The organism is Streptomyces sp. NPDC005496, assembly GCF_042872045.1.
Lineage (GTDB): Bacteria > Actinomycetota > Actinomycetes > Streptomycetales > Streptomycetaceae > Streptomyces.
In genome coordinates, this window is record NZ_JBIAJQ010000007.1 from 55,808 (window position 1) to 68,966 (window position 13,159).

At 70.8% G+C, this 13,159-nt stretch carries 10 protein-coding genes; 2 read left to right on the top strand and 8 right to left on the bottom strand.

The genetic code is table 11. The features are described 5' to 3' along the window. Window positions 1-7 precede the first annotated feature (7 nt). Window positions 8-967: a UDP-glucose 4-epimerase GalE gene (gene galE, locus ACFYQQ_RS21995; protein WP_355781030.1), complete on the bottom strand. Its 960-nt coding sequence runs from the start codon at window positions 965-967 to the stop codon at window positions 8-10. Then, window positions 964-2,052, bottom strand: coding sequence for a galactose-1-phosphate uridylyltransferase (gene galT, locus ACFYQQ_RS22000; protein ID WP_355781033.1), 1,089 nt, complete (start codon window positions 2,050-2,052; stop codon window positions 964-966). The genes galE and galT overlap by 4 nt, the downstream gene beginning before the upstream one ends. 172 nt (window positions 2,053-2,224) lie before the next feature. Between galT and ACFYQQ_RS22005 the strand changes: the two genes are divergently transcribed. Both ACFYQQ_RS22005 and ACFYQQ_RS22010 read left to right on the top strand, forming a co-directional pair. Next, complete coding sequence (locus ACFYQQ_RS22005) at window positions 2,225-3,922, top strand: sodium:solute symporter family protein (protein WP_355781035.1); 1,698 nt, start codon at window positions 2,225-2,227, stop codon at window positions 3,920-3,922. Between the two features lie 20 nt (window positions 3,923-3,942). Further along, window positions 3,943-4,239, top strand: a complete 297-nt coding sequence (locus ACFYQQ_RS22010) for a hypothetical protein (RefSeq protein WP_355781038.1) — start codon at window positions 3,943-3,945, stop codon at window positions 4,237-4,239. Window positions 4,240-4,285: 46 nt separating this feature from the next. Here the strand turns inward: ACFYQQ_RS22010 and ACFYQQ_RS22015 are convergent, their stop codons facing one another. From ACFYQQ_RS22015 to rsmA, 6 genes are all read right to left on the bottom strand, one after another. Beyond that, on the bottom strand, window positions 4,286-4,990 hold the full coding sequence (locus ACFYQQ_RS22015; protein ID WP_355781041.1) for a response regulator transcription factor: 705 nt from the start codon (window positions 4,988-4,990) through the stop codon (window positions 4,286-4,288). A gap of 252 nt (window positions 4,991-5,242) precedes the next feature. Next, window positions 5,243-7,066, bottom strand: coding sequence for a PQQ-binding-like beta-propeller repeat protein (locus ACFYQQ_RS22020; RefSeq protein WP_388904996.1), 1,824 nt, complete (start codon window positions 7,064-7,066; stop codon window positions 5,243-5,245). A gap of 88 nt (window positions 7,067-7,154) precedes the next feature. After that, entirely contained in the window at window positions 7,155-8,975 is a 1,821-nt protein-coding gene (locus tag ACFYQQ_RS22025; protein ID WP_388904997.1) for a PQQ-binding-like beta-propeller repeat protein, read from the bottom strand. 201 nt (window positions 8,976-9,176) lie between these two features. After that, entirely contained in the window at window positions 9,177-10,982 is a 1,806-nt protein-coding gene (locus ACFYQQ_RS22030; RefSeq protein ID WP_355786226.1) for an ABC-F family ATP-binding cassette domain-containing protein, read from the bottom strand. 70 nt (window positions 10,983-11,052) lie between these two features. After that, window positions 11,053-11,946, bottom strand: a complete 894-nt coding sequence (locus ACFYQQ_RS22035; protein ID WP_355786229.1) for a 4-(cytidine 5'-diphospho)-2-C-methyl-D-erythritol kinase — start codon at window positions 11,944-11,946, stop codon at window positions 11,053-11,055. Further along, window positions 11,943-12,875, bottom strand: a complete 933-nt coding sequence (gene rsmA / locus ACFYQQ_RS22040; RefSeq protein WP_356163980.1) for a 16S rRNA (adenine(1518)-N(6)/adenine(1519)-N(6))-dimethyltransferase RsmA — start codon at window positions 12,873-12,875, stop codon at window positions 11,943-11,945. The genes ACFYQQ_RS22035 and rsmA overlap by 4 nt, the downstream gene beginning before the upstream one ends. Between the last annotated feature and the right edge of the window lie 284 nt (window positions 12,876-13,159).

Consider the following 13,159-nt stretch of genomic DNA (forward strand, 5'->3'; position numbering starts at 1 on the left):
CTACTCCTCAGTCCCTGTTCTGTGCGAACGCCCACGCGTCCGCGACGATCCCCGCGAGATCCGCGCGGGACGGGTTCCAGCCGAGCCGCTCGCGCGCGGTGGCGGCCGAGGCGACCAGGACGGCCGGGTCGCCGGCGCGGCGCGGGGCCACCACCTCGGGGATCGGGTGGCCGGTGACCTGCCGGACGGTCTCGATGACCTCGCGGACGGAGAAGCCGTTGCCGTTGCCGAGGTTGCAGATGAGGTGCTCGCCGGGGCGGGCCGCGGCCAGCGCGAGCAGGTGCGCCTCGGCGAGGTCGGCGACGTGGATGTAGTCGCGGACGCAGGTGCCGTCCGGGGTCGGGTAGTCGTCGCCGTAGACCGAGATGGCGTCGCGGCGGCCCTGGGCGACCTGGAGCACCAGCGGGATGAGGTGCGACTCGGGGTCGTGCCTCTCGCCGCAGTCGCCGTAGGCGCCCGCCACGTTGAAGTAGCGCAGGGAGACCGCGCCGAGTCCGTGGGCCGCCGCCTCGCCGCTGATCATGTGGTCGACGGCGAGCTTGGAGGCGCCGTAGGGGTTGGTCGGGGCGGTCGGCGCGCTCTCGACGATCGGGGTGACCTCGGGCTCGCCGTAGGTGGCGGCGGTGGAGGAGAAGACGAGCTTGCGCACGCCCGCGGAGCGCATCGCGGCGAGCAGCGCCATGGTGCCGCCGACGTTGTTGTCCCAGTACTTCTCGGGCTTGACGACGGACTCGCCGACCTGGGAGAAGGCGGCGAAGTGCAGGACGGCGTCGTAGGAGGAGTCCAGCCATTTGGTGGCGTCGCGGATGTCGCCCTCGATGAAGGCGGCGCCGGCGGGGACGCCCTCGCGGAAGCCGGTGGAGAGGTTGTCGAGGACGGTGACCTCGTGGCCCGCCTCCAGCAGATGCCGGGCGACCACGCTGCCGACATAGCCCGCGCCGCCGGTGACCAGGTACTTCCCACTCATGAACTCGCTACCTCTCGCAGTCGCTGAGCCGCGGTCTCCGGCGGCACGTCGTTGATGAACACGCTCATGCCGGACTCGGAACCCGCGAGAAACTTCAGCTTGCCGGAAGTGCGGCGAATGGTGAAAAGCTCGAGGTGGAGGGCGAAGTCGTCGCGGCTGACGCCCTCGAACTCCTCCAGTGTGCCGAACGGCGCCTGGTGCCAGGCGGCGATGTACGGCGTCGGAGGCTCGCCCTCGCCCTCCTGCTTCCCGTCCCGCGCGTCGAAGATCCGGTCGAAGCGCCTCAAGAGTTCCAGATAGACCTGGGGGAACTCTGTGCGTGCGCCGTCCTCCAGGCCGAGCAGGTCGGGCACCCGCCGCTTGGGGTAGAGGTGCACCTCGTAGGGCCAGTGCGCGGCGTACGGCACGAAGGCGATCCAGTGCTCGGTCTCCAGGACGATCCGGGTGCCGTCGGCGCGTTCCCGGGCGACGACCTCGTCGAAGAGGTTGGCGCCGTCGGTGGCCTGCTTGTGGGCGGCCAGCGAGCGCAGCATCAGCGCGGTGCGCGGGGTGGTGAAGGGGTAGGCGTAGATCTGGCCGTGGGGGTGGCCGAGGGTCACGCCGATCTCGGCGCCGCGGTTCTCGAAGCAGAAGACCTGTTCCACGGAGGGGAGATGGGACAGCTCGGCGGTGCGGTCGGTCCACGCCTCCAGGACCAGGCCGGCCTGCTCCTCGGTGAGGTCGGCGAAGGACGCGTCGTGGTCGGAGGTGAAGCAGACGACCTCGCAGCGGCCGGAGTCGCCGGCCAGCGACGGGAAGCGGTTCTCGAAGACCACGACGTCGTAGGAGGAGTCGGGGATCTCGCTGAGCCGGTCGCCCTGGGAGGGGCACAGGGGGCATTCGTCGGCCGGGGGGTGGTAGGTGCGGCCCTGGCGGTGCGAGGCGATCGCGACGGCGTCGCCGAGCAGCGGGTCGCGGCGGATCTCCGAGGTGGTGACGGTGGGGTCGAGCGGGCGCCGGTCGACGGCGTCGCGCACCGAGTCGTCCCGCGAGTCGTAGTAGACGAGCTCCCGGCCGTCCGCCAGCCGGGTCGAGGTCTTCTTCACTGCCGGACTCCCCTGTCCCACCCATCAAACAGAACCGAACACAACAAACCACAAGTCCCCACGGACGTCAACATCACAATCAAACAAAGAACATCAACCGAAGTGTTCAAATTCTGAACGCGGAGGCGTAGGTTCCGGTCGGATACGTTCACGCAACGAAGCGAGTTCCCCTATGCAGTCCCCCACATATCTGCCCGGAAGCACCTATCTCGCAGAAGGGCTCCGGCTCCCCACGAACGGGCTCGACTACGCGATCCTGGCGATCTACTTCGTCGTGGTGCTGGGCATCGGCTTCGCCGCGCGCCGCTCGGTGAAGACGAGCCTCGACTTCTTCCTGTCCGGGCGTTCGCTGCCGGCCTGGGTCACGGGCCTCGCGTTCGTCGCGGCCAACCTGGGCGCCACCGAGATCCTCGGCATGGCGGCGACCGGCGCACAGTACGGCGTGGCCGTCGTCCACTGGTACTGGATCGGTGCCATCCCGGCCATGGTCTTCCTGGGCCTGGTGATGATGCCGTTCTACTACGGCTCCAAGGTCCGCTCCGTACCGGAGTTCCTGCTCCAGCGTTTCGACAGGTCCGCACATCTGCTCAGCTCGGTCCTGTTCGCCTTCGCCGCGGTGCTCATCGCGGGCGTCAACCTGTACGCGCTGGCGATCGTCGTCGAGGCGCTGCTGGGCTGGCCGCAGTGGGTCGCGATCGTCGTCGCCGGCTTCTTCGTCCTCGCGTACATCACCTTCGGCGGCCTGTCCTCGGCGATCTACAACGAGGTCCTGCAGTTCTTCGTGATCCTCGCCGCGCTCATCCCGCTGTCCGTCCTCGGCCTGAAGAAGGTCGGCGGCTGGGACGGCCTGAGCGACTCGCTCACCAAGAGCCACGGTGACAACTTCCTCTCCGCCTGGGGCGGTACGGGCATCGGCGACGCCAACCCGCTCGGCGCGAACTGGCTGACGATCGTCCTCGGCCTCGGCTTCGTGCTGTCCTTCGGCTACTGGACGACCAACTTCGCCGAGGTCCAGCGCGCGCTGTCCGCCAAGAATCTCTCCGCCGCCCAGCGCACCCCGCTGATCGCCGCGTTCCCGAAGATCTTCATCGTCTTCCTGGTGATGATCCCGGGCCTGGTCGCCGCCGTCCTCGTCCCGAAGATCGGCACCGGCGGCTCGGACCTCCAGTACAACGACGCGATCCCGTACCTGATGCAGGAGCTGCTGCCCAACGGCGTGCTCGGCGTCGCGGTGACCGGTCTGCTCGCCGCGTTCATGGCGGGCATGGCGGCGAACGTCTCGTCCTTCAACACCGTGTTCACCACCGACATCTGGCAGCGTTACGTGGTCAAGGACCGCGAGGACGGCTACTACGTGAAGTTCGGCCGGCTGATCACCGCGATCGGTGTGCTGGCCTCGATCGGCACGGCGTTCATCGCCTCCAGCTTCTCCAACATCATGAGCTACCTCCAGACGCTCTTCTCCTTCTTCAACGTGCCGATGTTCGTGGTCTTCATCATCGGCATGTTCTGGAAGCGCGCCTCGGTGAAGTCCGGTGTCTGGGGCCTGGTCGCGGGCACCACGGCCGCGATGGTCAACTACTTCTGGATCTACAAGCAGGGCATCATCTCCATCCCCAGCGACCAGGGCGCCAACTTCGTGTCGGCCATCGTCGGCTTCGTCGCGGGCGCGGTCGTCATGGTCGTCGTCACCCTGTTCACCGCCCCGAAGCCGGAGGCCGAACTGGCCGGACTGGTCTACGGGACGACCTCCCCGGGTCTCGCCGAGCCGCCCGCCAAGGGCGACGACGCCTGGTACCGCAGGCCGGCCCTGCTCGGCTGGGGCGCGATCGCACTCGCCGCGCTGTGCTACGTCCCGTACTCCTTCTGACCCGATCGGAGGCACTGACCATGTCCGACCTGCAACGCGAAGTCTCCGAGCTGGAGAGCAAGTCCGCGACCGCCGCCCGTCTCTTCGACATCCGGCGCATCATCGGCGGCCTGTTCGTCGTCTACGGCGTGATCGTCACGATCGCCGGCATCAACCCGTCCGACGCCGACCTGGAGAAGGCCCAGGACGTCAACATCAACCTGTGGACGGGCCTCGCGATGCTCGCCCTCGGGCTGTTCTTCCTGGTGTGGCTGAAGCTGCGCCCCATCGCCCCGCCCACCCCGGACGAGACCGGGGCGCAGGACGAGAGCGCCTGACGCCACGCACGGGGTCGCGCCCGATCCGCCCTCGCGGGGCCGGAGTTCACTCCGGCCCCGCACCCGTCTCCGTCGGGGGGTGCGGCACCGGGCCGGCCCGGTCGAGCAGCCCGGTGCGCGCGGCGAGCGCCGCCGCCTCCAGCCGCGAGCCCACCCCCAGCTTCATCAGCACCCGCTGGACATGGGTGCGCGCGGTGCTCGGCGCGATCCCCATGCCGGCCGCGATCAGCCGCGTGTCCTCGCCGTCGGCCACCCGCACCAGCACCTCCACCTCGCGCGGGGTGAGCATCTGCAGCAGCCGCTGGCCCTCGTCGTCGGGCTGCGCCGCCGGGTTGAGCAGCTCACCGAAGGCGCCCTGGAGCAACTGCGGGGCCACGGCGGCCTCTCCGGCCCGGGCCTTCATGATGGCGCGCTCGACGCCCTCTATCCGCTCGTCGTGCCGGACGTACCCGGAGGCACCGGCCGCGAACGCGGCGGCGATCCCGCGCGGGTTGGGCACCGGCCCGAGGACCAGCACCGCCACCTGCGGACGCTCGCGCTTGATCTTCACCACCGGGTCGAAGATCCCCGGCTCCGCCGGCGCCGCCGTGCCGATCAGGCACACCTCGGGCGCCCGCGCGATCACCAGCTCCGCGGCTCCCGCGGCCGGTGCGGCGGCGGCGAGCACCCGGTGCCCGCGCAGTTTCAGCGCCGAGGCCAGCGCCTCGGCGAGCAGCCGGTGGTCGTCGACCACCATGAGCCGAACTCCCATCGAGCAACCCCCCAGTCCCCCTGAGCATCCCCACTGGTTCCCCGTGGTAGGAGCCCCCCGGCTCTCCATCCCCCGGAAGCTACACGCTTGTTCGACGTTGCGCTTCCCCTACCGGAGAGAAGTGACCCGGAATACCGAAATCCCTCCCCTTCGCGAATGATGCGCGGTAATGCGCACGGCCCCGCCCCTGAGCAGGGGCGGGGCCGTCGGCCGGGCCGCGGTGCCGCGTGCGGCACCGGATACCGGCCGGTACTACTCGGCGCCGAACCCGAGGGCCGTGTACTCCTTCTCGTCCTTCGAGTACGGCTTGCTGACCAGGTCCTTGCCCATGAACAGCCGGCCGCCGGAGTAGAGCAGCTCGCAGGAGTCCGGAACCATACCGCTGATCGCGTCCAGGACGGTCTCGGAGGCCGGCGTCTCCAGAAGCTTCGTCTGCTTCAGCGACTTGCCGTCCACGGAGACGACCTGGGCGCCCTTGTTGTACGGCCCGTCCTTGTACGCGATGACGTTGGCGCCGTCCATCCGGATCGGGAAGATCGTGTAGCCGTCGCCCGCGTCGATCCGGTCACCGGTGGTCTTACCGGTGGCCAGCGAGAACGAGATGATCTCGTTGGTCCGGCTGTACTCGCCGGTGCCCTCGTGCTCCTTGGTCGGCACGTACAGCTTGTCGTTGCCGACCGCGATGCTCTTGCAGTCGTTCACCTTGCCGACGTCGCAGTCGTGCTCGTACTTGCCGTCCGCCAGCGTGATCTTGGTGCGCAGCTTGCCGTTCTCGTCGAGCGAGAAGGCGTCCGTGACACCGGAGGCGGTGATGTCGCCGGAGTCCACGCCGAAGACCACCGGCTTGGTGGAGATCACCTTCGCGTTGTCGATGCCGGCCGGGAGCTTGTAGCTCCACTTGACGCTGCCGCTCTTCGGGTCGAGCAGCTGCACCTGGTACTTCTCGTTGCCGTAGTCACCGCACTTGCGGACCGCGACGAGCTGCTCGCCGCCCGCGTAGCCGACGTCCTCGCAGGTGCCGACCTTCGGCTGCCACAGGACCTTGCCGCTCTTGGCGTCGAAAGCGGCACCGCCGGAGAATCCACCGCCCACGGCGACGGTGTCGCCGCTGATGGTGATCTCACGGAAGGCGACCTTGGTGCCGCTGATGGCGACCGTGCCGGTCCACAGCTTCTTGCCGCTGTCCACGTCGAAGGCGACGACCTGCGTGCACGGTCGGCGGTCGTTCTTGTTCTTGCGCGGGGCCTCCTCGGTCACCACGGCGGCGACACCGGCCTCGGACATCTCGCGGGAGCCCGCGCAGGTCTGCCCGGGCAGGTCGAGGGTCCACTTCTCGGAGCCGCTGTCGGGCTCGTAACCGACGATCTTGTTGACGCCGGACTTGGCGTACACCGCGTCCGTCAGCCAGGAGCCGGCGACGCTGTCGATCTGGCTGTCCTCCTTGACCTCCGGCGCGGGCACCTGGAAGAGGACCTTCGCGGCCGGGTCGGACGGCGCCTTCTCCTTGGCGCCGCCGCCACCGGTGGTGCCGGAGCCGCCCTTGTCGTCCTTGCCGCCGGAGCCGCCGCCGGTTCCCGCGGAGGTGTCCTTGCTGTTGTCGTCCTTGCCGGAGGAGGACGAGTACCAGACGCCGCCGCCGATGATGAGGCCGATGACGACGACCGCCGCGACGATGATCAGCAACTGCGGGCTGACCTTGCGGCCGCCGCCGCCCTGCGGCACCTGCGGCTGCATCGGGTAGGTCTGCGGCTGCGGATAGCCGTACGGCGAGGGGGGCTGCTGCCCCGGGTAGCCGTAGCCGGGCTGGGCCGGCGGGGTCTGCGGATAGCCGTAACCCGGACCCTGCGGGGGCGGCGGAGGCGTGCCCTGCGGCGGGGCTGGCGGGGGCGTCTGCGGCGGCTGGGGGGTCTGCGGGTAGCCGTAGCCCGGACCCTGCGGCTGCTGGGGCGCGCCGAAGCCGCCGGGCGGCGGGCTCTGCGGGGCACCGAAGCCGCCGGGCGGCGGGTCCTGCGGTGCGCCGAAACCTCCCCCGGGCGGGGGCTGGTTGGGCGGTGGCGGTGGCGGCGGCTGACTCATGACGTCTCTACCTCGGGGTGTTCGGGATGCGAAGGGCGCGCGGGGCGCACGGGGGCGGCGGGGAGGATCGTTCTGCGCGGGCCGGCGTTCACTTGCCGTAGGCCAGCATCAGCTTCTCCTTCGACTCGTCGTTGCCCGTCAGCCGGGTCGTGGAGAGGTAGAAGCGCCCGTCCACGTAGTCGAGTGCCTTCGAGTAGAAGCCGTTCTCGACGTCCGCGGCGCCCTGCGGGTTCTGGAGCAGCACGGTCGTCTTGTGGGAGCTGCCGCCGGTCGGGACGGACACGATGCGCCCTCCCGCGTCGTACGACGGCTCGACGTACGCGACGAGGTCACCGCCGTCGAGCTTCAGCGGCAGCATCGTCTGGTCCGTGGGCGACTTGACGCGCCACTTCTCCTTGCCGCTCTCCAGGCTGATCGCGACGATCTCGTTCGGGCCGCTCTTCGCCTCGGTGGGCAGGTAGAGGGTGTTGGCGTCGGCCGCGACACCGGTGCAGCCCTGGAGGTCACGGTTGAGGATGGCCCAGCCGCACTCCGGCGCGAACGACTCGTCGACGTCGACCTGCGAGCGGATCGTCCCGTTGTTCTTCAGCGTGGAGATGTTCCACTGCTTCTTGTCCTTGTTGGTCAGGTAGAGGACGACGGGCTCGACGGAGTACGTCCGGGCGACCTGCCATCCCTTGGTGACCTTCTGCGTCCACCTGACCTTGCCCGTGGCCGGGTCCAGCTCCTGCACCTCGTCGTGCTGATTGGAGGTACTGGCGCCGCAGGAGGAGACCGAGATCAGCTTGCTGCCGCCGGCGAACGCGGTCGGGAAGCAGGCCGTGCCGTACTTCTCCTTGTCCCACAGCTTCTTGCCGGAGGACACGTCGTAGGCGGTGCCGGACTGCGAGCGGCCGACCATCAACGTGTCGCCGGACAGGGTCAGTTCGACCGACAGGGCGCTGTCGAAGAGACCGCCGTCGGCGACCTTCCCGGTCCAGCCCTTCTTGCCGGTGGTGAGGTCGACCTGCTGGAGCTGGTTGCACTTGGCGCTGTCGCTCGCGCCGCTCTTGTACGCGACGACGATCTTGTCGTCCGACGTCTTCTGCGGGGTGGCCGCGCAGATCTTCTGCGGGAACGTGATCTCCCAGGCGGGCTTGCCGTCGCCGACGCCGTACGCGAAGAGCTGCTTGTAGGCCGCCTTCACCGCCGACTTGTCGGTGATCCACATGCCGCGGGCGTCCGCGCCGGAACCGGGGGCGTCGGGCGCCTCCTTGTACCAGAGGACCTTCGAATCGCCGTCCTGGCGGCCCTCGTTGAGGTTGTCCGGGTCCTCGCCGCCGTCGCCGCTGCCGTCGCCCTCGTTGACCGGGGCGGACTGGGTGGGCTTGTCGTCCTGGCTCTTCTTCGCGACGGGCTTCTTGTCGTCGCCGTCGTCGCCGGAGACGGCCAGCACGGTGCCGCCCACGACGAGGAGCGCGGCGACCGCGGCACCGATGATCACCGCGGGCCTGCCCTTGAAGGGGTTCCGCGAGCCGCCGCCGGGCGGCGGGGGCACCGGGCCGCCGGGGAACTGCGCCTGCGGGTAGCCGTGACCGGGCTGCGGCGGCTGCCCGTAGGGACCCGGCTGCTGGGGCTGTCCGTAGGGACCGGTCTGCGGCGGCTGGCCGTAGGGGCCGGGCTGCTGCGGCGGGGTGTACGGGCCCGGCTGGGCGTACGGGCCGGGCTGCTGCGGGTAGCCGTAGCCGGGCTGCGGTGCCTGCGGAGGTCCGCCGGCCGGCGGGGCGGGCGGGGCCTGGGGCGGCTGCGCCGGCGGCGGGGGTGTCGCTCCCTGCCGCGGGTCCTGCGGCGCCCCGAAGGCGATCTGGGTCGGCTGGTCGTGCGGTGCTCCCGAGCCGCCCTTGGGCGGCTCGTTGGGCGGCTGAGTCATCAGCGCTCCCCCTCTTCACTGATTTTTAGCCACCCGCGGTCGCGCACTGGAGTGGTTCTCAGACTGTCTTCAGACGGCCCTTTCTATCACTGCGCAGCCCTCGAACAAGGGGCCGGTCCATCCCCTGTTCCCAAGGGAGGACCGGCCCGTGATGCCCTCGTTACGCGCCTTCACGCGCTCTTCACCCCGCCCGGCGGAGTGCTACGCGTCCTCGGCGAGCTCCAGCCAGCGCAGTTCGAGTTCCTCGCGCTCACCGGCCAACTCCCGCAGCTCCGCGTCCAGTCCGGCGACCTTCGAGAAGTCCGTGGCGTTCTCGGCGATCCGGGCGTGCAGCTTGGTCTCCTTGTCGGAGATCTTGTCCAACTGCCGCTCGATCTTCTGCAGTTCCTTCTTCGCGGCGCGGGCGTCCGCGGACGAGGCGGACCTGGCCGGGGCCGGGGCGGCGGCGAGGACGGCGGCCGCGGCGGCCTCCTCCATGGCGTGGCGCCGCTCCAGGTACTCGTCGATGCCACGCGGCAGCATCCGCAGCGTGGCGTCGCCCAGCAGCGCGTACACCTTGTCGGTGGTCCGCTCGATGAAGAACCGGTCGTGGGAGATCACGACCATCGACCCGGGCCAGCCGTCGAGGACGTCCTCCAGCTGCGTGAGCGTCTCGATGTCCAGGTCGTTGGTGGGCTCGTCGAGAAACAGGACGTTGGGCTCGTCCATCAGCAGCCGCAGCAGCTGGAGCCGGCGCCGCTCACCGCCGGACAGGTCGCCGACGGGCGTCCACTGCTTCTCCTTGCTGAAGCCGAACGTCTCGCAGAGCTGCCCCGCCGTCATCTCCCGGCCCTTGCCGAGGTCGACCCGGTCGCGCACCGCCTGCACGGCCTGCAGCACCCGCCAGGTGGGGTCGAGTTCTGCGACCTCCTGCGACAGGTAGGCGAGCTTGACGGTCTTGCCCGTGGCGATCCGGCCGGCCGCGGGCTGCTTCTCGCCGTCGCTGCGGGCGGCCTCGGCCATGGCCCGCAGGAGGGAGGTCTTGCCCGCGCCGTTCACCCCGACCAGGCCGATCCGGTCGCCCGGACCGAGCTGCCAGGTCAGGTGCTTGAGCAGCAGCTTGGGCCCCGCCTGGACGGTCACGTCCTTCAGGTCGAAGACGGTCTTGCCGAGCCGCGAGGAGGCGAACTTCATCAGCTCGCTGGTGTCCCGCGGCGGCGGCACGTCCGCGATCAGCTCGTTCGCGGCCTCGACCCGGAAGCGCGGCTTGGACGTACGGGCGGGGGCGCCCCGGCGCAGCCACGCCAGCTCCTTGCGCACCAGGTTCTGGCGCTTGGTCTCCTCGGTGGCGGCAATGCGCTCGCGCTCGGCCCGCGCGAAGACGTAGTCGGAGTAGCCGCCCTCGTACTCGTAGACGGCGCCCTTCTGCACGTCCCACATGCGGGTGGCGACCTGGTCGAGGAACCACCGGTCGTGGGTGACGCACACCAGCGCCGAGCGACGCTCGCGCAGGTGCTTCGCCAGCCAGGCGATGCCCTCCACGTCGAGGTGGTTGGTGGGCTCGTCCAGGATGATCAGGTCCTGCTCCTCGATGAGCAGCTTGGCCAGCGCGATGCGCCGCCGCTCGCCGCCGGAGAGCGGGCCGATCACGGTGTCGAGGCCCTGCGGGAAGCCGGGCAGGTCCAGGCCGCCGAAGAGGCCGGTGAGCACGTCGCGGATCTTGGCGTTGCCCGCCCACTCGTGGTCGGCCATGTCCCGGATGACCTCGTGCCGGACGGTCGCCGCGGGGTCGAGGGAGTCGTGCTGGGTGAGCACCCCGAGGTGCAGGCCGCCGGAGTGCGTGACCCGGCCGGTGTCCGCCTCCTCCAGCTTGGCGAGCAGCCGGATCAAGGTGGTCTTGCCGTCGCCGTTGCGGCCGACCACGCCGATCCTGTCCCCTTCGGACACGCCGAGGGAGACTCCGTCGAGCAGGGCACGGGTTCCGTACACCTTGCTGACGGACTCGACATTGACCAGATTGACGGCCATTTCTCTCCTGACAAGGGGGACGATCGACCCTCAAGGGTAGTCCGGGCCCGTCGTCGCCCGGGCCGCGGTCTCAGAGCAGGGTGGCGCCGGGTGCGGGGCCCTCGGTGACGCGCGCGGTCCGGCAGGTGCCCGAGGCGAGCAGCGCGTCCGCGATCTCCCGGGCGGATGCGGCGTCCCGGGCGAGGAAGGCGGTCGTCGGCCCCGACCCGGAGACCAGCGCGGCGAGGGAGCCCGCGGTGCGTCCGGCGTCCAGGGTGTCCGCGAGCGCCGGGAACAGGGAGAGCGCGGCCGGCTGGAGGTCGTTGGAGACGGCTGCCGCGAGGGCCGCCGGGTCGCCCTTGGCCAGGGCGTCGAGGAGGTCCTGGGAGGCGGCGGGCCCGGGAACCGTGACGTGCGCGGTGAGCCGGTCGAACTCCCGGTACACGGCGGGCGTGGAGAGCCCGCCCTCGGCGACGGCGAAGACCCAGTGGAAGGTCCCGCCGACCTCCAGTGTCCGCAGCCGCTCGCCCCGGCCGGTGCCGAGGGCCGCCCCGCCCACCAGGCTGAACGGCACGTCGCTGCCCAACTCGGCGCAGATGTCGAGCAGTTCCTCGCGCGGGGCGCCGGTGCCCCACAGCGCGTCGCAGGCCAGGAGCGCGCCGGCGGCGTCCGCGCTGCCGCCCGCCATGCCGCCCGCGACGGGGATGTCCTTGGCGATGTGGAGGTGGACGCCGGCCGTGCGCCCGTACCGTCCGGCGAGCGCGAGGGCCGCGCGGGCCGCCAGGTTGGTGGCGTCCAGGGGCACCTGCGCGGCGTCCGGGCCGGAGCAGGTGACGCGCAGCTCGTCGGCGGGGGTGGCCGTCACCTCGTCGTACAGCCCGACCGCCAGGAAGACGTTGGCCAGGTCGTGGAAGCCGTCGGGGCGGGCGGGGCCCACCGCGAGCTGGACGTTGACCTTGGCCGGGACGCGTACCGTCACCGTCACGATGCCCTGGGCTCCTTCTTCTCGGTGTGCTCGCCGTGCCCGGCGTCCGCCGGCTGTGTGCCGTCCGCGGCGGCGCGGTGCTCCGCGATGCGGACGAACTCCTCGACCGTCAGCGCCTCCCCGCGGGCCTGCGGGGAGACACCCGCGGCGACGAGCGCGGCCTCGGCGGCCGGGGCGGACCCCGCCCACCCGGCGAGCGCCGCCCGCAGGGTCTTGCGGCGCTGCGCGAACGCGGCGTCGACGACGGCGAACACCTCGCGCCGGGAGGCCGTGGTCTTCAGGGGCTCGGTCCGCCGCACCAGCGACACCAGCCCGCTGTCGACGTTCGGCGCCGGCCAGAAGACGTTGCGCCCGATGGCCCCGGCGCGCTTGACCTCGGCGTACCAGTTGGCCTTCACGGACGGTACGCCGTACACCTTCGAGCCGGGCGGCGCCGCGAGCCGGTCGGCGACCTCCGCCTGCACCATCACGAGCGTGCGCTCGATGGTCGGGAAGGCCTCCAGCATGTGCAGCAGCACGGGCACGGCGACGTTGTACGGCAGGTTCGCGACGAGGGCGGTGGGCGCGGGGCCCGGCAGCTCGGTCACGTGCATGGCGTCGGAGTGCACGAGCGAGAACCGCTCGGCCCGCTCCGGCATGCGCGCCTCGACGGTCGCGGGCAGCGCGCTCGCGAGCACGTCGTCGATCTCGACGGCGACGACCCGGTCGGCGGCCTCCAGCAGACCCAGGGTCAGCGACCCGAGCCCGGGCCCGACCTCGACGACCACGTCGTCGGGGCGCACACCGGCGGTCCGCACGATCCGCCGCACGGTGTTCGCGTCGATCACAAAGTTCTGGCCGCGCTGCTTGGTGGGCCGCACGCCGAGGACGGCCGCGAGTTCGCGGATGTCGGCGGGGCCCAGGAGGGCGTCGGGGGTGGGGCTGCTCACGCACCAAGGGTACGGGTGACCGACCCCCACCCCGCCCACCCCGTCCGAGCCTGGGCCGGAGGAAAATCTGAGCCCGTCCGGCGATCGAGGACAAGCGCGGCGACGCACACCGAGGCTTCGCCGGACAGCCGGGAAAATCTGAGCCCGTCCGGCGATTGACGACAAGCGCAGCGACTCACACCGAGGCTTCGCCGGACAGCCGGGAAAATCTGAGCCCGTCCGGCGATTGAGGACAAGCGCAGCGACTCACACCGAGGGTTCGCCCGACAGCCAGGGCCCGGAGA

What these genes read in the sequence shown, in the direction of transcription:
- ACFYQQ_RS22020 (WP_388904996.1), bottom strand. Translation starts at nt 7,066, where the DNA reads ATGAGTCAGCCGCCGCCACCGCCACCGCCCAACCAGCCCCCGCCCGGG.
- galE (WP_355781030.1), bottom strand. Translation starts at nt 967, where the DNA reads ATGAGTGGGAAGTACCTGGTCACCGGCGGCGCGGGCTATGTCGGCAGC.
- ACFYQQ_RS22010 (WP_355781038.1), top strand. Translation starts at nt 3,943, where the DNA reads ATGTCCGACCTGCAACGCGAAGTCTCCGAGCTGGAGAGCAAGTCCGCG.
- ACFYQQ_RS22030 (WP_355786226.1), bottom strand. Translation starts at nt 10,982, where the DNA reads ATGGCCGTCAATCTGGTCAATGTCGAGTCCGTCAGCAAGGTGTACGGA.
- ACFYQQ_RS22015 (WP_355781041.1), bottom strand. Translation starts at nt 4,990, where the DNA reads ATGGGAGTTCGGCTCATGGTGGTCGACGACCACCGGCTGCTCGCCGAG.
- ACFYQQ_RS22025 (WP_388904997.1), bottom strand. Translation starts at nt 8,975, where the DNA reads ATGACTCAGCCGCCCAACGAGCCGCCCAAGGGCGGCTCGGGAGCACCG.
- ACFYQQ_RS22005 (WP_355781035.1), top strand. Translation starts at nt 2,225, where the DNA reads ATGCAGTCCCCCACATATCTGCCCGGAAGCACCTATCTCGCAGAAGGG.